Consider the following 17,898-nt stretch of genomic DNA (forward strand, 5'->3'; position numbering starts at 1 on the left):
ATGCCCGGTATCACCACGCTGGCGGTCGCGCCGCTCGCGAAACCGGACGTCGAACACGGCCACGCGCCGGTGCTCGGCCTGGATGATCCGCGCGACCGGCGCGTCATCGCGGATGCGTTGCGGGCACTGCTGCGCGAGCGCTCCGAAGCGCTCGCGTTCGCGACGCGCATGGCGGACGAGCGCGACCGGCCGCGGCCCGACGCGAGCGATTTCGCGCTGACCGACATCATTCGGCTGGCGCGTATCGTCGAGCGGGCAGAGCGATACGGCGACGCGATGAACGAGGCCGCTCGCGTCGGCGCGCGCTGACGCGCGAGCGGCGCTTTCCGCGCGCCGGTTCGTACGCGCCGTTGTCGGCGCCATTTTTCGACGGGCGACACGGCTAGCCACCGGACGTGCCCGCTTCCAGCCGGAACAGGGATACCGACTCGGCAAGCTGGCTTCCCTGTTCCTCGAGCGACTTCGATGCGGCGGCGGCTTCTTCGACGAGCGCCGCATTCTGTTGCGTGACTTCATCCATTTGCGTGATGGCCAGGCCGACCTGCGCGATGCCGCGGCTCTGCTCGTCCGATGCCGCGGCGATCTCGCCCATGATGTCCGTCACGCGTGCCACCGCCTGCGTCACCTGGTTCATGGTGTCGCCCGCATTGTTCGCGAGACGCGAGCCGTCCTGAATCTTCTGGACCGATTGCGTGATCAGTTGCCGGATTTCCTTCGCGGCGGTCGACGAACGTTGCGCGAGGCTTCTCACTTCGCTGGCCACGACCGCGAAGCCGCGACCTTGTTCGCCTGCGCGCGCCGCCTCCACGGCCGCGTTGAGCGCGAGGATGTTCGTCTGGAACGCGATCCCTTCGATCATCCCGGTGATCTCGGCGATTTTCGTCGAGCTGTCGCTGATACCCGTCATCGTTTCGACCACCAGGCCGACCGCGGCGCTGCCGCGCTGGGCGACTTCCGACGCGTTATTGGCCAGCGAGCTCGCCTGCTGGGCATTGTCGGCGTTCAGTCGTACGGTGGACGTCAGTTCTTCCATGCTGGAGGCGGTCTCCTGCAGCGATGCGGCCTGCTGTTCCGTGCGCGACGACAGATCCTGGTTGCCGGACGCGATTTCGCTCGCGCCTGTCGCGACATTGCCGGACGCAATGCGGACCTGTGAAATCAGACGCACCAGATTGGCCTGCATTTCGCGCATGGAAGCCAGCACGCTGCCGTGTGGCGCGTCGACGGTGGTGGACCCGGCGGCGAGATCGCCGCTGGCGATGCGACGCGCGATGTCGCTGAGCGTGGCGGGCTCCGTGCCGAGCGAACGCGTGAGCCCTCGCACGATGATGACGCCCGCCACCACCGCGCCCGCGACGGCGGCGATACAGATGACGATGAGCAGCGCCCGCCGGGCCGCGTAGCGGTCTTCCGACTCTTTCACCATCTGCACGGCGCGTTCGCGCGTGTACACGCTATAGGCCTGCGATGCGTCGACCAGTTGCGCCAGAAGCGGTCGGCATTGTTCGTTCATCATCGTGATGGCCTGATCGCGACGGTTGTTCAGTGCGGCGTCGACGATGGCCCGTGCCACCGGGCCATATCTGGCCTCGACCTGGTCGATTTTCCGCACCAGCTCGCGCGCCTGGTCGGATGCGTCGGCGTCTCGGGTAACGGCGTTCCTGAGTGCGGCGAGCCGTGTGCCGACGTCGCGGTCAGCCTGCAGCGCTGCATCCTTCTCGATCTCGATGTCGCGCGGCGTTGTCACGAGCACCAGATTGCGAGCCGCGATGGCGCGCCGATCGACGGCGACACGGACCATGGCCGCCAGTTCCGCGCGAGCGTTGATGCCGTTGACGTAGCTCGCGAACACCGCGTTCGCGTTGCTGAGCGATACGACGCCGAGGAACGAAACGAGCAGCACCACGCATGTCAGAAGGCCGAATGTAAGGGTGAGTTTGGTACGCACCATTAATTGTCTGTTATCCATCTGTCATGCCCCGTTGCGTTGATATTGAATAGCGTTCCTTATTATCGGGTTGGTTTCAGAAGAATTTAGGGTGTCGAAGAAATGCAATCGTTTGCGGCTAAACTTGCAATGGTCGGGAACGCGCAATTCGGAGCGTTCTCGGGAGAGGTGTTTACGTCAGACGTTATGGAGTGCGTGATTTTTGAATCTGCAGGGTAATGAAACTGTCACGATCCGTCCGGCGGACCATGAGATTGTCGACCGATGCACGCCTCAAACCGCAAGCGCGAGCGGCTCCGTCTCTCCGCGGCACACGCGGTTTCTACCCTGTCGCTTCGCCGCATACAACGCAAGATCCGCTTGATGCGTGAGCGCATCGACGGACGCCGGGTGTGCGCGATGACCGGTCGCGTACCCGATGCTCACCGTGAAAGCGGGAACCGTCTCGGAAAATTCGGCGAGCCGGTTGCGTTCCACTTCCTGGCGGATCGCCTCCGCGACCTTCGCGGCACCGCTTTCATCCGTGTCCGGCAGCACCGCGACGAACTCTTCGCCGCCGTAGCGCGCGGCAAGATCGCCGCGCCGCCGCGTGTGAGCGCGGATACATTCGGCGAGGAACCTGAGCGCGGTGTCGCCCTGCGCATGCCCGTATCGGTCGTTGTACTGCTTGAAGTGGTCGGCATCGATGAACAGCACGGACAGGCTGCCGTCGTTGCTGCGCTGGATGCGTTCCCATTCGTCGGCCAGCGCGACATCGAGCGCACGGCGGTTGTGCAGGCCCGTGAGCGGATCGGTGCGCGTGAGATCGGTTAGCAGCGTCTGCTTGCGAAGATTGTCCCGCAACGCGAACGCGAGCAGCCAGACGACGGCGCAGAAGAGCGCGCAGATGAACGATGCCGACACGCCGACCGACCATGACATGCGCGTGAAGCCGGCCAGCACGTCGCGCTCGGCAGGCGCGACGACGGCAATCAGCGGCGTACCGGGTACCCGCTGGAAGGTATACAGCCGCAAGGTGCCGTCGATACGCGAGTAGGCCGCATAGAACCCCGAGTCCTGGTTCAGCATGCGATCGAAGGCCCTCGATCGGCGCAGGCGGACCATCTGGTGGTCGCTCAGCGGCGGATTTCTGGCGAGGATGGTGCCGTCCGCGCGCAGGATCGCGCTGATGCCGTTCGGCCCGACGTTCAGTCGGGACAGCAACTGATCGAAATAGGCGAGGTCGATGGCGACGACCGCGATGCCGTTGAAGGTATGGTCCGGCCGTTCGATGCGCCGCGACAGCGCGATGGACTCCTTGCCGCCGCGCGAGCGTGCGCGATAAGCCTCCGATACGTAAAGGCCGACGTTCGCCGCGTCGCGATGCACCTTGAAGTAGTCGCGGTCGCTGAAGTCCCAACGGTGAGACGGGCCGCAACATCCGTCGATCAGGTGGCCGGACTGGTCCGTCACGCCCATGCCGGTCACGTACTGCGCGGCCGCGCGCTGGAACAGCAGGTCGTGCCGCAACTGGGCGTCCATGCGCCGGACCTCCGGTTTGCCGAGATCGGATGCGAGCGCGATCAATGCGTTGTTGGACGTCTCGACGGTGCGCGCGATCTCGCTGACCAGCACGGCGGCGACGTTGCGGGAGGTTTCGTGCGCATGCTCGACGACACCGCTTCTCGTGGCCCAGAGCGTCATGGCGCTGATGCTCAGCGCAGCGAGCGCCATCAGTGTGCCCAGGGCGCCGACGACAAGATGGTTTCGGCCCGCCCAGTCGGCGATTTTTTCGATGCAAGTGGATGCGGACATGCTACGCGCTCGTAGGGAACGCCCGGTGCGATGACCGAGGCTGCGCTGAAATCCGGGTTAACGGCAGGTAAGCGGGGAAATCGAGGTCCGGATGCGAAGCGAATCGACGCGCGCCGGCCGCAAACGTGTGCGGCCGGCGCGCCGGTTCCGTCGAAGCCGAACCGTCAGCCTTGCGCGCCGGATTCGTCGACAAGCCGCCCGAGCCGGACGACGGTGACGCCGGGCCGCAATTGCCGCAGCGACGGCATCACGAGTACGCAGTCGGGATAGGGCGTCACGACCGGGACATCGTTCGACCAGCCGATCACGGTACCGGCGTCCGGAAAATGTTCGAGCCCGGTATAGTCGCCCGCGAAACGAAACGCGCTGCTCGTCGCGACCACGGGCTCCGTCACTTGCACGACGCGCATCGTGTCGGGCAGCGGCAGGAACCAGTCCGCGGGCAGGTCGTCGTGCTCGACCACGCCGGACGCCACCAGAAAACGCGCCGTGGTGTCGCGCGCGACGTCCACCGCGCGCGCTTCCCAGTGCTGCCCGCATTCCACCAGCATTGCGCATTTCGGGCTGTCCGGCTCGCCGAACGCCGCGTAATCGCGCATCCGGGTGCCTTCCGGGTGGCCTTCGTCGCGGATCACGGTGGCCGGCGCGCCGACGCGGCGCGCGAGCGCGACACCCTTGTCGAGCGGCCCCGCGACGATCAGCGGCGCACTACGCTCATGCATCGAATGCAGGTCGAGCAGCCAGTCGGCCGCGTCGACGAACGGGCGCAGCGCGCGGGCGCGATCGAGTTCGACCGAGCGGACCGACAGATCGTCGAGCACGGCGGGTGTCCACACGCGGTTGAAATCCTGGTCGACGAAGCGCGCCGCGTCCGGCTGCGCGGGATCGAAGCGCGCGTAGGCCGCGACGTTCGCGAACGACAGCGTGAGCGTGCCGCGGCGCGGCCGCAGGCCGAGCGCCAGCAGCGCGTCGACGACGATCGCGCCGCAGACTTCGTTGCCATGCGTGAGCGCGTTGACCATCACGTTCGGGCCGGCCACGCCGGACGCGAAGCGATAGACATGGTCGACGCCGGTATTGCCCGCGCGGTGCGGCGCAAGGTCGGGAAACGAAACTTCGATCGGGTAGGGGGTGAAAGCGTTCATGGCGGCATACCGGGTAACGAAAACGTAAGAATGAGGCGCGCGTTCAGTCGAGCCCGCCCTGGCACAGGTATTTGATCGACAGGTAGTCGTCGAGGCCATGGCGCGAACCTTCGCGGCCGTAGCCCGATTCCTTCACGCCGCCGAACGGTGCGGCTTCGCTCGCGAGCGCGCCCTCGTTGATCCCGACGATGCCCGTTTCGAGCCGCGCCGACACGCGCGCGATCCGCCGGACGTCCTGCGTGTAGAAATACGCGGCGAGCCCGAACGGCGTGTCGTTTGCGGCGGCGACGGCTTCGTCCTCGGTATCGAATGGAAACAGCGCGGCGACCGGCCCGAACGTCTCCTCGCAACCGAGCTGCATGCCGGGGGCCGCCTCGGCCAGCACGGTCGGCGCGTAATAGTTCGGCCCCAGCTCGGGCAGGCGCCTGCCGCCGGTCAGCACGCGGGCGCCGCGCTCGAGCGCGTCGTCGACATGGCGCGCGATCTTGTCGACCGCGCGTGCGTTGATCATCGGGCCGATCTGTGCGGCCGGGTCGGTCGCCGGCGCGACTTTCAGTGCGCTGACCCGCGCGGCGAGCTTCGCGGCGAATGCCTCGTAGATGCGGGCCTGCACGTACACGCGATTCGGCGACACGCAGGTCTGGCCGCCGTTCCGGAACTTGGCGGCCATCAACCCATCGACGGCGGCGTCGAGTTCGGCATCGTCGAACACGATGAACGGCGCGTTGCCGCCGAGTTCGAGCGACAGCTTCTTGAGCGTCGCGGCCGATTCGCGTGCGAGCAGCTTGCCGACGGGCGTCGATCCCGTAAACGTGATCTTGCGCACACGGCCGTCGGCGAGCCAGTCGGCCACCGCGTCGATGCCGTGCGCGCGCGATGCGGCGATCACGTTCAGCACGCCGCGCGGCACGCCGGCTTCCTGCGCGAGGAACGCCAGCGCGAGCGCCGTGAGCGGCGTGTCTTCGGCCGGCTTCGCGACGACCGTGCAGCCGGCCGCCAGCGCGGGCGCGATCTTGCGCGCGATCATCGCGAGCGGGAAATTCCACGGCGTGATCGCGGCGACGACACCGATCGGCTCCTTGACGGCACTCAGCTGCTTGCCGCGCTGCTGTTGCGGAATCAGGTCGCCGTACGCGCGGGTCGCCTCCTCGGCAAACCACAGCACGTACGACGCGCCATACGCGACTTCGCCGCGCGCTTCGGCGAGCGGCTTGCCCTGTTCGCGCGACATCAGTTTCGCGAGATCCTCGGTGTGCGCGACGATCGCCGCATGCCATGCGCGCAGGATCGCCGCGCGTTCGCGGGCCGGCGTCGCGCGCCATGCGGGCAGCGCGCGCGCGGCCGCGTCGGTTGCGGCACGCGCGTCGGCCGCGCCGCTGTCGGGCGCGTCGGCCACGCGCTCGAGCGTCGCCGGATCGGTGACCGCGAAACGTCGGCCGTCGAGCGCGTCGCACCACGCGCCGTCGATCAGATTCGCACTGCGAACGAGTTCGGTGCGGGTGAGGGTAAGTGACATGTCGGGTCCTTGGATGAGGGCGGCTCGAAGTCGGCGTGCGGCTGCGCCCGGGGCGGCCGCACGCCGCGCGTCAGTGTCGTTCGCCGAACAGCGACTCGAGCGGATAGTGCCGCTTGACGAACGGCGACTTGATGATCACGTAGCTGAAATACTTCTCGATGCCGATGTTCTGCTCGAGCAGTCCTTCGACGATCGTCTGGTAGTGGCTCACGCTGCGCGTGACGAACTTGAGCAGATAGTCGTAGCCGCCGCTCGCGAGATGGCATTCGACGATCTCGTCGACATTGCGGATCGCCGCGACGAACCGGTCGAAATCCTCGCGCCGGTGGTCGGCCAGCGTGACCTCGGTAAACACCACCTGCACGTCGCCGAGCTTCTCGATCTGGATATGCGCGCCGTACCCGGCGATGTAGCCGGCTTTCTCGAGCCGCTTGACGCGGATCAGGCACGGGCTCGGCGACAGTCCGACTGCATCGGCCAGTTCGACGTTGGTCATGCGCCCGCGCTTCTGCAGCTGGGAAAGAATGCGCAGGTCGATCCGGTCTAGCTTGCTGTCCGTCATGTTCGCGTGAGAAGGCAGAAATGGAATGTCCAGTTACTTTAGAGTCGAACGGTAGCCGCCACAAGCCCGTCTTTCCCTCGCCCGATTCAGGCGGGCTGCGCGTGGGCGGCGTCGAGCGCGTGCCGCACGCCCGGGGCGGCCAGCACGTCGTCGAGCGTCTGGCGGACGCGCTCGAACATCAGGTCGAATTCGCCGGCGCTAAAGCTCAGCGCCGGCGCGAAACCGAGTACGCCGTCGCCGAACGCGCGGAACACGATGCCGTTCGCGTAGGCGGCCGCCGTGATCCGGTCGGGCACGTTCAGCGTCGGGTCGAAGCGCGTCTTGCGCGCCTTGTCGGCCACCAGTTCGAGCGCGCCGAGCAGGCCCGCCGAACGCGCATCGCCAACCAGCGGGTGGTCGCGCAGCGCGGCAAGGCCGGCCGCGAAACGCGGCGCCATCGCCTGGCCGTTCGCGAGCAGCCCGCCGTCGTGGTAGAGCTTCAGCACCTCGAGACCGATCGCGGCGCTGACCGGATGCGCGGAATACGTCTGACCGTGCCCGACCACTGCGGCATCGGCGCGACTGCCGGCGATCCCTTCGTAGATTTCGTCGGACATCAGCACCGCGCCCATCGGCGCATAACCGGCCGTCAGCCCCTTGGCGACGGTCATCAGGTCGGGCTCGACGCCTTCGGTCTCGCACGCGAACAGCGGGCCCGTGCGGCCGAAGCCGGTGATCACCTCGTCGGCCACGAACAGGATGCCGAGACGCCGGCACGCGTCGCGCATCGCCTTCAGCCAGCCCGCGGGCGGCACGATCACGCCGCCCGAGCCCTGCACCGGTTCGCAGAAGAATGCGGCGACGTTGTCCGCGCCGAGCGCCGCGACCTTCGCTTCGAGGGCGGCGACGGACGCGGCGATCAGCGCCTGCGGATCGTCGCCGAGCGGGTGCCGGTAAGGGTACGGCGACGGCAGGTGGTGCTGGTCGGCGCGCGGCAGGTCGAAATGGCGATGGAACGCGGGCAACGCGGTCAGGCCGGCGCCGATCGACGACGAGCCGTGATAGCCGCGCTCGAGCGCGATCATGTGTTTCTTCGTCGGGCGGCCGGTCGCGTTGAAATAGTGCGTGATGAAGCGCACCGCGGAATCGATCGCGTCCGAGCCGCCGAGCGTGAAGTACACGCGGTTGAGCGACGCGGGCGCGAGCGCCGCGAGCCGTTCGGCGAGTTCGATCGCGGGCTGCGACCCGAAGTGGAAATAGCCAGTCGCGTAGGGCAGCTTCGCCATCTGGTCGGCTGCCGCCTTGACGATGCTGTCGCGGCCGTAGCCCACGTTCACGCACCACAGGCCGGAGAACGCATCGAGCAGCGTATGGCCGTTCGCGTCGCGCAGGAAGACGCCGTCGGCGGAATCGAGCACGGTGACGCCGCGCGCCTCGTGCTCGCGGTAATTGACGACCGGATGGATCAGGTGTTGACGATCGGCTTCGATCAGCGCGGAGTAGGTCATGGCAGGGCGGGTCTCTCGTCGGGTGTCAGCGATGGAGTCATGCTACCGAGCGAGAAATGCGCGCGTGCCGTCAATTTGCCGCGTGAAACGTACGGGTGCGGCGTTTGCACGGCGCGCTTCGGCATTTTCTGCTGCGCCCGCGCGCCGGCGCGCGCGAACGGTCAGTAGCCGCGCGTGCGATCCACGACGCCGATCATCGGCTGCCCCGCGCGATGCCGCGCGAGGTTCGCGAGCACGGCGTCGACCGCGGTGTCGGGCCGCGTCGCGCTCGCGATGTGCGGCGTGATCCGCACGCGCGGATGCGTCCAGAACGGATGGCCGGCCGGCAACGGTTCGGGGTCCGTGACGTCGAGGATCGCACTGTCGAGCCGGCCGCTGTCGAGCGCCGCGAGCAGCGCGGCCGCGTCGAGCTGCGGGCCGCGACCGACCTGCACGAGCGACGCGCCGGCCGGCAGCGCGTCGAACACGCGCGCGCCGAGCAGCCCGCGCGTGCCGTCCGTCAGCGGCAGCAGGCAGATCAGGATGTCGGTGCGGGCGAGAAACGCGTCCAGCGCCGCATCGCCCGCATGGCACTCGACGCCGTCGAGCGTGCGCGGCGTGCGGCTCCAGCCGGCGCACGGGAAGCCGAAGCGCCGCAGCATGTCGAGCACGGCCTGCCCCAGCGTGCCGAGCCCGAGCACGCCGATACGCCGCGATGCGGCCGCGCGCACCGGCCGCTCGCGCCACACCCCGGCACGTTGCTGCGCCGCATAGTCGAACAGGTCGCGGTGGATCGTCAGGACGGCCTGCGTCACATACTCGACCATGCCGTCGACGATGCCGGGTTCGATCATCCGCACGACCGGGATGTGCGCCGGCACGCGCGACAGGTCGAACTGGTCGATGCCGGCGCCGACGGAGAACACGATCTCGAGATTCGGCAGCAGCGCGACCGGATCGTCGGGCGGTTGCCAGGCGGCGAGGTAGCGGACCGCGTCCGGATCGCCGATGTCGGGCCATATCCGGAACGCGAGATCGGGGGCTTGCTCGGCGAAACGGCGTGCCCATTGCGCGCCGCGCACCGGATCGGCCTTGTAGACGAAGCTCATTGTGCGCGTCGCTCAGCCGAGCGCCTGGTTGACGATCGCGAACGCGCGCAGCGCCGGATCGCGCGCGGGCGCCGCGCCGCGCACCATCGCGACGACCGTGTCGACCCGCGGCAACCCGAGCCCTTGCAACCAGTCGGACAGGCCGCTGTCGCCCGGCACGTCGAGCCGCACGAACATGCCCTCGTGCAGCGCGAGCCAGTGGCTGATGAGCGCCTGCGCGCGAAGGGTGTCCGGCGCGATGACCGGCCCGATCGCATGGCCGCGGCCGAACCGGCGGAACAGCGCGAAGCCGAGCAGTTCGCCGTCGCGATCGATCGCGATGCCGTTGGCGATGCCGAGCAGTGCGTCGATCACGCCGTCTCGCGGATAACCGGCCGCCCGCGACGCGAGCGCGGCAAGTCGCGGGCCGTCGTTCGCGCCGATCGGCCGCAGTCGTTCGCCGGGCGGCAGCGAGATCAGCGGCGGCTGGAACGCGGCGCCCTGGTGCTGATCGATCGTGTCGATCACGTCGAAGCCGAATTTCACGTACAACGGTTCGCCCGCCGGCGTCGCATGCAGGAAGATGGCCCGCGTGCCGAAGCTGTCGACGATCCGCGCGAGCAGTTCGCGGCCGATGCCGCGGCCCTGGCGTTCGGGCGACACGATGACCATGCCGAGCGACGCGTGCGACTCGCCGAAGCGCCAGCCGAGCGCGGTGCCGACGACGCCGGTCTCGTCTTCGGCGACGAAGCCGCTGCCGAGTTGCAGCACGAAACGCCAGTCGTCGACCCGATGCGGCCAGTTGAATGCTTCCGACAGCCGATGCGCGGCGGGAAGGTCGCTTTCGGCGAACGGACGATAGATAAGCGGGCGGGAAAGGTTGAGGTCGGCCACGCCGGACTCCGGATCGGTAGGAATGACGCATCCACTCTGCCAGCGGCGCCACGGTGCGGATAGGACGATTCGCCTGTTTTTCGGCGATCGCGGCCGGTCGCGCGAAATCGACGCAAACCGGGTCGAACGGCGCGACGCAACGCGTGCTGCGTGCCGGCGCGGGCGGTCATTCCGGCAGCTTCTGCTGCGCGAACGCCAGTACGATTCAAGCAGGCAGTGCAGTGCGTTCGCCGCCCGTCGCCCGCCGGGAGCAGGCCGCAGATCGTGCCGTGCAGCCCCGGCAATACGCGGCGATCGTGCGTTTCGCGCGGCGCCGAACGATGCGCGAAGGATTTATTGCCCTGATTCAATTGCATTCAACCCAGCCCGTCCCCGGCCCTGCCGGGGCTTCACACCGACAGGACGTCACCATGATCCAATTTGAACCGAAATTCATCACGTTCGACTGCTATGGCACGCTGACCCGCTTCCGGATGGGCGACATGGCGCGCGAGATTTACGCCGACCGCCTGTCGCCGGCCGCGCTCGAGGAGTTCGTGCGCGTGTTCGCCGGCTATCGCCTCGACGAGGTGCTCGGCGCGTGGAAGCCGTACCGCGACGTCGTCGTCAATGCGATCCGGCGTACCTGCAGCAAGCTCGGCGTGAAGTTCGACGAAGCCGAAGCCGAACGCTTCTATCTCGCGGTCCCGACCTGGGGCCCGCATCCGGACGTGCCGGCCGGCCTGTCGCGGCTCGCGAAGAAGTACAAGCTGGTGATCCTGTCGAACGCATCGGACGACCAGATCATGAGCAACGTCGACAAGCTCGGCGCGCCGTTCCACGCGGTGTTCACCGCGCAGCAGGCGCAGTCGTACAAGCCGCGCATGCAGGGGTTCGAGTACATGTTCGGCAAGCTCGGCTGCGAACCGCAGGACGTGCTGCACGTGTCGTCGAGCCTGCGCTACGACCTGATGACGGCCGAGGATCTCGGGATCACGCACAAGGCGTTCGTCAATCGCGGCCACGAGCCGGGCACGCCGTTCTACAACTACCACGAGGTGTCCGACATCGGCGATCTCGCGACGCAACTCGGCCTGTAAGCGGCGCGCCGGCTGCGCGCGCACCTGTCGTGCGGCGCGCCGCCGGCCTGCCCCGGGCACCGGGCCAGACCCGCGGCACGCAGCGGGCCGCCAGCGTCAGAAAATCACATACACCTTGCGCATCGTCTCGCGCACGTCCCACAGCCCTTCGGTGTTCGCGGCGAAGAACAGCGTGTCGCCCGCGCCGAACGCGATCGCTTCCTCGCCATCCGGCGCAAACGTGCCGGCGCCCGCGAGGAAATGCATCACCTCCGCTTCCTTCACGCCGCGTCGATAAGTGCCCGGCGTGCATTCGAACACGCCGGTGTCGAACGCCTCGCTGCCCGGGATCACAACCTGGCGGCCCGACACGCGGGCGGGCTCGCTGCCGGGCAATCCGGCCGTGCCCCAGTCTTCGGGCAAGTCGATGTCGATGGAGCGGGCAATCTTCTGAACTTTCATGCGTGGGTGTCCTCGCGGGTGGGGGAATCGCCCCCGCGCAGCGGCTGCGAGGGCGGCTCACTGTCGCATGCGCGCGGGGTCGGCGACTAGGACGTTTCGCTCGTTTCGACCCGCGCGCGCGATCGACGCACAACATGCGGTTTGAGGCCGCCGAACGCGTTTCGGATGCCGAACGGGCAATTTTGTCGGTGCAATCTGCGGCGGCCGCCGCTTTACGATTCCCTTTGTCACGCATGTATCGCGAGTCGATCGGGAAGCGGCGGCAGCCGACGCGAACGCGCAGCGGATCATGCTGCGCGGACGGCCCAAAACGGTCGAATCGTGTCGTGCAGGCGCCCTGAATCGCGACAACCCGCATTTTGGCGGTGCTTAAATGAACTCAATGCGTACGACGTCGTGCTCGCCACCAGCAGGCGGGCGCGGCGGGAATCTCGAACCACGCTGGACCCCAGGACCCACTTTCCACAGTCAGGAGCAGTTCGGATGAGCGACGATATCGACAACGGCGGAGATCACCGCGGCTTCACGCGCCGCGACATGATGCGGATCATGGCGGCGGGCGGCATGATGGCCACCGGGGCCGGCGGGCTGCTGATGGGCGCGCAACCGGCGTTCGCCGCGCCCGCGCCGAAGCGCGGCGGCAAGATCCGCGTGGCGAACGAATCCAGCTCGACGGCCGATACGCTCGACCCGGCCAAGGGCTCGACGGGCGCCGACTACATCCGCTTCTTCATGTTCTACAGCGGCCTCACGCAGCTGGATGCCAGCCTGACGCCGCAGATGAACCTGGCCGAGTCGCTGCGCACGTCCGACGCGAAGACCTGGGTCATCAAGCTGCGCAAGGGCGTCACGTTCCACGACGGCAAGACGGTCGGCCCGGCCGACGTCGTGTTCTCGCTGCTACGCCACAAGAATGCGGCCACGGCGTCGAAGGTGAAGACGATCGCCGACCAGTTCACCGACGCGAAGGCGACCGGCCCCGACGAAGTCACGCTGACGCTCGCCAGCGCGAACGCGGACCTGCCGGTGATCCTCGCGACGCCGCAGCTCGTGATCGTCAAGGACGGCATGACCGACTTCACGACCGGCATCGGCTGCGGCCCGTACAAGCTGAAGACGTTCAAGCCGGGCGTGACGACGGTCGGCGTGCGCAACGACAGTTATTTCAAGCCGGGGATGCCGTATCTCGACGAGATCGAGCTGATCGGCATCAGCGACAGCGCCGCGCGCCTGAACGCGCTGCTGTCGGGCGACGTGCATCTCGTGAATGCGGTCGACCCGCGCTCGACGCAGCGTGTCGCGTCGACGCCCGGTTATGCGCTCAAGGAAACCAAGTCGGGCCTGTATACCGACCTGATCATGCGCAGCGAAAACCCGCTGACCGCCAACCCGGATTTCGTCGAAGGCATCAAGTACCTGTTCGACCGCGAGCAGATCCGCTCGGCGGTGTTCCGCGGTTACGCGGTGATCGGCAACGACCAGCCGATTCCGCCGGGCCATCGTTACTTCAACGCGTCGCTGCCGCAACGGCCGCACGATCCGGACAAGGCGAAATTCCTGTTGCAGAAGGCCGGTGCGCTGGGCGCCGCGCTGCCGCCGATCTACGCGACGTCGGACGCGAACGGCTCGATCGAGATGGCCGTGCTGCTGCAGCAGGCCGGCCAGAAGATCGGGCTGAACCTGCAGGTGAACCGCGTGTCGGCCGACGGCTACTGGTCGAACCACTGGATGAAACATCCGCTCGGCTTCGGCAACATCAATCCGCGCTCGAGCGCCGACGTGCTGTTCACGCAATTCTTCAAGTCGGATGCGCCGTGGAACGAGTCGGGCTGGAAGAACGCGAAGTTCGATCAGTTGCTGCTCGCCGCGCGTTCCGAGACCGACGATGCGAAGCGCAAGCAGATGTATGGCGAGATGCAGGTGATCGTCGCGCAGCAGGGCAGGATCGGCATTCCGGCCTTCATCAGTTTTCTCGACGGCTACGACAAGCGGCTCGGCGGTCTCGGCTCGATCCCGACCGGCGGGATGATGGGCTTCATGTTCGCCGAGCACGTGTGGTGGAACGCTTGACGCCGCTGCCCGCCACGGTCGCGTTGCCGGTGCGGATTTCCGCGCCGGCAACGGCCTCACTTTCCCGGAGTGCCGTGCAATGAACCGCATTCTGCTCGGATTGATCGGCCGCCGCATCGCGGTCACCGCGCTGACGCTGTTGCTCGTGTCCGTGATCATCTTCGCGATCACGAACCTGTTGCCGGGCGACGCCGCACAGGCCGCGCTCGGCCAGTCCGCGACGCCGGAAACGGTAGCCGCGCTGCGTCAGCAGTTCGGCCTCGACATGCCGGCCCACGTGCGCTACGTGCACTGGCTCGCGGGCCTGCTGCACGGCGATTTCGGCCGTTCCCTGTCGAGCGACATGCCGGTGTCCGACATGATCGGCGGACGCCTGCCGAAATCGCTCACGCTCGCGGCGATCACGACCTGCGTCTCGGTGCCGATCGCGCTGGTGCTCGGCATTCTCGCGGCGGTCAAGCGCGAGTCGGCGATCGACCGCGTGATCAGCCTCGGCACGCTGTCGCTCGTCGCGACGCCGGAATTCCTGATCGCGACGGTCGCCGTGCTCGTGCTGGCGGTGAAGCTGCACTGGCTTTCCGCGCTGTCGTACAGCGGCCCGATCGAGAGCGTCCACGATTTCCTGCGCGCGTATGCGATGCCGGTGCTGACGCTGTGCGCGGTGGTGATCGCGCAGATGGCACGGATGACACGCGCCGCGGTGATCGAGCAGCTGAGCGCATCGTATGTCGAGATGGCCGTGCTCAAGGGCGCGAGCCCCGCGCGCGTCGTGCTGCGCCATGCGCTGCCGAACGCGATCGGGCCGATCGCCAATGCGATCGCCCTGAGCCTGTCGTACCTGCTCGGCGGCGTGATCGTCGTCGAGACGATCTTCAACTATCCGGGCCTCGCCAGCCTGATGGTCGATGCGGTCGGCAACCGCGATTTTCCGCTCGTGCAGGCGTGCACGCTGATCTTCTGCGTGGCCTATCTGACGCTCGTGCTGTTCGCCGACCTGTGCTCGATCGTGTCGAACCCGAGACTGCGGACCTGACCGTCCCGTCCTTCTCCCGAGATGCCGAACATGCACCCGACCGAACCCGTACAACGCAGCAGCGCGCTGCCGCCGCCCGGCGATCCGCGCCCGTCGTGGGGCGACACGCCGCCTGCCGCGCCTTCCCCCGAGCAACCGCGCAAGCGCCGTGCGATGCGCCCCGCATTGACGACCGGCGGCTGGATCGGCCTGTCGATGGCGAGCCTGATGCTGTTCATCGCGGTGTTCGCGCCGCTGCTCGCGCCGCACGACGTCGGCACGATCGTGACGCCCGACGTGTTCGCGCCGTTCAGCGCGAAGCTGCCGTTCGGCTCGGACTTCCTCGGCCGCGACATGCTGAGCCGGATCCTGTACGGCACGCGGCTGACCGTGCTGCTCGCGCTTGCGGCGGTGCTGCTCGCCGCGCTGACCGGCACGACGCTCGGGCTGCTCGCGACGGTGTCGGGCCGCGTGGTCGACGAGACGATGAGCCGCGTGCTCGATGCGCTCACGTCGATCCCGTCGAAGATGTTCGCGCTGATGATCGTCGCCGCGTTCGGCTCGTCGCTGCCGCTGCTGATCCTGACGGCCGCGATCAGCTACATGCCGGGCTCGTACCGGATCGCGCGCGCGCTGGCGGTCAACATCAGCACGCTCGAATTCGTGCAGGTCGCACGGGCGCGCGGCGAGAGCGCGCTGTACATCGCGTGCGTCGAGATGCTGCCGAACATGATTCACCCGATGCTCGCCGACACGGGCTTGCGCTTCACGTTCGTCGTACTGCTGCTGAGCGGCCTGAGCTTCCTCGGGCTCGGCGTGCAGCCGCCGTACGCGGATCTCGGCTCGCTCGTGCGCGAGAACATCGCCAGCCTCGGCGACGGCTCGGCCGTCGCGATCATGCCCGCGGTCGCGATCGCGATCCTGACGGTGGGCGTCAACCTGTTGATCGACGGCTTGCCGCATCGCGGCCGCCGCAAGGGTGCGGCCGCCGCCGCGGGAGCACACTGATGCGACACGAATCGAACCCGCTCGTCGAGGTGCGCGGGCTGCGCGTGGTCGGCGGCCGGCCGGGCGGTACGGAAACGACGATCGTCGACGGCGTCGACTTCGACGTCCGGCGCGGCGAGGTGCTCGCGCTGATCGGCGAATCCGGCTCGGGCAAGACGACGATCGCGCTGTCGCTGATGGGCCATGCGCGCGCCGGCTGCCGGATCGCCGGCGGCTCGGTCAAGCTCGACGGCTCGGACGTCTGCACGCTGTCCACGCAGGCGCTGACCGCGCTGCGCGGCCGCCGGGTCGCGTACATCGCGCAGAGCGCGGCCGCCGCGTTCAACCCGTCGCGCACGATCCTCGACCAGGTGATCGAGAGCGCGCTGATCCACCGGACGCTGTCGAAGCGCGACGCGCAGGCGAAGGCGGTCGAGCTGTTTCGCGCGCTCGCGCTGCCGGAGCCGGAGACGATCGGCAAGCGTTATCCGCACCAGGTGTCGGGCGGCCAGTTGCAGCGCCTGATGGCGGCGATGGCGCTGATCACCGATCCGGAGCTGGTGATCCTCGACGAGCCGACGACGGCGCTCGACGTGACCACGCAGATCGACGTGCTGCTGGCGTTCAAGAGCGTGATCCGGCGCTACGGGATGAGTGCGGTGTACGTGTCGCACGACCTGGCCGTCGTCGCGCAGATGGCCGACCGGATCATCGTGTTGAGCGACGGCGTGATCCGCGAGTCGGGTGCGACCGAGCAGATCCTGCATGCGCCCGTGCATCCGTACACGCAGAGCCTGATCGCGGCGGTCGCGCCGGGCGATGCCGAACGGGCGGCGAACCTCGCGCCCGCCGCGCCCGCGCCGCTGCTCGACGTGCGCGGCGCGATCGCCGGCTACGGCGGCCGCACCGCGAAAGGCTGGCCGGCCAAGGTGATCCTGCACGCAGTGGACCTGCGCATCGGGCGCGGGCAGACCGTCGGCGTGATCGGCGAATCGGGCTCCGGCAAGACCACGCTCGCGAAGGTGATCGCGGGCCTGGTGCCGGCCACCGGCGGGCAGATCCTGCTCGACGGCGAGCCGCTCGCGCTCGACATCGGCAAACGCACGAAAGAGCAGCACCGGCGCGTGCAGATCGTATTCCAGAATGCGGACACCGCGCTCAACCCGGTGCATACCGTCGAGCGTACGCTCGCGCGACCGCTCGCGTTCTATCACGGGATCAAGGGCACGCGCGCACGGCGGCGCGTCGCGGAACTGCTCGAACTCGTGCGGCTGCCGCAGGCCGTCGCCGGGCGGCGCACCGGCGAGCTGTCCGGCGGGCAGAAGCAGCGCGTGAACCTCGCGCGCGCCCTCGCGGCGGAGCCCGACCTGATCCTGTGCGACGAGGTCACGTCGGCGCTCGACACCGTGGTCGGCGCCGCGATCATGGACTTGCTGCGCGAACTGCAGGCGAAGCTCGGCGTGTCGTACGTGTTCATCACGCACGACATCGCCAAGGTGCGCGCGATCAGCGACGACATCGTCGTGCTGTACGCGGGCCGCCGGGTCGAGACGGGCAGCCGCGACGCGCTGTGCGCGCCGCCTTATCACCCGTATTCGCACCTGCTCGTGTCGTCGGCGCCGGAGCTGCGCGCGGGCTGGCTCGACGATGCGGCCGAGCGCTGCCACCAGCCGCTGGTGCCGATCGGCGCGAGCGCGGACAACGCCGGGCTGTGCCCGTTCCTGTCGCGCTGCGCGATGCGGGTGGACGGCGTATGCAACCGGACGGCGCCCGTGCTGCGCACCCTCGACAACGGCGCGCAGGTGCTGTGCCATCGCAGCGAGGACGACCTGGCGCGCTTCCAGGCGGAGCCGCCGGTTGCGACCGCCGTGCCGTCGCAACCGGTGCGCCTGTAGC

The 17,898-nt window shown here is 68.1% G+C and carries 15 protein-coding genes; 6 read left to right on the forward strand and 9 right to left on the reverse strand.

What is annotated here, in order from left to right; genetic code table 11:
- On the forward strand, positions 1-309 hold the full coding sequence (locus H3H55_RS33655) for a hypothetical protein (RefSeq protein ID WP_193102544.1): 309 nt from the start codon (positions 1-3) through the stop codon (positions 307-309).
- A gap of 73 nt (positions 310-382) precedes the next feature.
- Here H3H55_RS33655 and H3H55_RS33660 read toward each other — a convergent pair whose 3' ends face one another.
- The 8 genes from H3H55_RS33660 to H3H55_RS33695 all read right to left on the reverse strand — a co-directional run bounded on the left by H3H55_RS33660 (position 383) and on the right by H3H55_RS33695 (position 10,413).
- Positions 383-1,969, reverse strand: coding sequence for a methyl-accepting chemotaxis protein (locus H3H55_RS33660; protein WP_193102545.1), 1,587 nt, complete (start codon positions 1,967-1,969; stop codon positions 383-385).
- Positions 1,970-2,221: 252 nt separating this feature from the next.
- Positions 2,222-3,742, reverse strand: a complete 1,521-nt coding sequence (locus H3H55_RS33665) for a sensor domain-containing diguanylate cyclase (protein ID WP_193102546.1) — start codon at positions 3,740-3,742, stop codon at positions 2,222-2,224.
- A gap of 164 nt (positions 3,743-3,906) precedes the next feature.
- Positions 3,907-4,887, reverse strand: a complete 981-nt coding sequence (locus tag H3H55_RS33670) for a M14 family metallopeptidase (RefSeq protein WP_193102547.1) — start codon at positions 4,885-4,887, stop codon at positions 3,907-3,909.
- Positions 4,888-4,930: 43 nt separating this feature from the next.
- Positions 4,931-6,403, reverse strand: coding sequence for an NAD-dependent succinate-semialdehyde dehydrogenase (locus tag H3H55_RS33675; RefSeq protein ID WP_193102548.1), 1,473 nt, complete (start codon positions 6,401-6,403; stop codon positions 4,931-4,933).
- Positions 6,404-6,473: 70 nt separating this feature from the next.
- A complete protein-coding gene (locus H3H55_RS33680; protein WP_048248968.1) occupies positions 6,474-6,965 on the reverse strand; it encodes an Lrp/AsnC family transcriptional regulator in 492 nt (163 codons plus the stop codon).
- 86 nt (positions 6,966-7,051) lie between these two features.
- Complete coding sequence (locus H3H55_RS33685; protein ID WP_193102549.1) at positions 7,052-8,452, reverse strand: aspartate aminotransferase family protein; 1,401 nt, start codon at positions 8,450-8,452, stop codon at positions 7,052-7,054.
- Between the two features lie 161 nt (positions 8,453-8,613).
- A complete protein-coding gene (locus H3H55_RS33690; protein WP_129518330.1) occupies positions 8,614-9,540 on the reverse strand; it encodes a 2-hydroxyacid dehydrogenase in 927 nt (308 codons plus the stop codon).
- A 12-nt stretch (positions 9,541-9,552) separates the two neighbouring features.
- Positions 9,553-10,413, reverse strand: a complete 861-nt coding sequence (locus H3H55_RS33695; protein ID WP_129518329.1) for a GNAT family N-acetyltransferase — start codon at positions 10,411-10,413, stop codon at positions 9,553-9,555.
- A gap of 410 nt (positions 10,414-10,823) precedes the next feature.
- Here H3H55_RS33695 and H3H55_RS33700 point away from each other — a divergent pair, with 410 nt between their 5' ends.
- Entirely contained in the window at positions 10,824-11,492 is a 669-nt protein-coding gene (locus tag H3H55_RS33700; RefSeq protein ID WP_193102550.1) for a haloacid dehalogenase type II, read from the forward strand.
- Positions 11,493-11,588: 96 nt separating this feature from the next.
- Here H3H55_RS33700 and H3H55_RS33705 read toward each other — a convergent pair whose 3' ends face one another.
- Positions 11,589-11,933 (reverse strand): cupin domain-containing protein, encoded by a 345-nt coding sequence (locus H3H55_RS33705; protein ID WP_193102551.1) that lies wholly within the window; start codon positions 11,931-11,933, stop codon positions 11,589-11,591.
- Between the two features lie 483 nt (positions 11,934-12,416).
- Between H3H55_RS33705 and H3H55_RS33710 the strand changes: the two genes are divergently transcribed.
- The 4 genes from H3H55_RS33710 to H3H55_RS33725 all read left to right on the forward strand — a co-directional run bounded on the left by H3H55_RS33710 (position 12,417) and on the right by H3H55_RS33725 (position 17,897).
- Positions 12,417-14,003: an ABC transporter substrate-binding protein gene (locus tag H3H55_RS33710; RefSeq protein ID WP_193102552.1), complete on the forward strand. Its 1,587-nt coding sequence runs from the start codon at positions 12,417-12,419 to the stop codon at positions 14,001-14,003.
- A gap of 79 nt (positions 14,004-14,082) precedes the next feature.
- Positions 14,083-15,036 (forward strand): ABC transporter permease, encoded by a 954-nt coding sequence (locus H3H55_RS33715; protein ID WP_193102553.1) that lies wholly within the window; start codon positions 14,083-14,085, stop codon positions 15,034-15,036.
- 30 nt (positions 15,037-15,066) lie between these two features.
- Positions 15,067-16,023 carry an ABC transporter permease gene (locus H3H55_RS33720; RefSeq protein ID WP_048248960.1) on the forward strand — a complete coding sequence of 319 codons (957 nt, stop codon included), beginning with the start codon at positions 15,067-15,069 and terminating at the stop codon, positions 16,021-16,023.
- Positions 16,023-17,897, forward strand: coding sequence for an ABC transporter ATP-binding protein (locus tag H3H55_RS33725; protein ID WP_193102554.1), 1,875 nt, complete (start codon positions 16,023-16,025; stop codon positions 17,895-17,897). Before H3H55_RS33720 ends, H3H55_RS33725 begins: the two co-directional genes overlap by 1 nt.
- The last annotated feature ends 1 nt before the right edge of the window (position 17,898 follow it).

This window comes from Burkholderia sp. Z1 (genome assembly GCF_014893795.1).
In the GTDB taxonomy this organism is placed as follows: Bacteria; Pseudomonadota; Gammaproteobacteria; order Burkholderiales; family Burkholderiaceae; genus Burkholderia; species Burkholderia theae.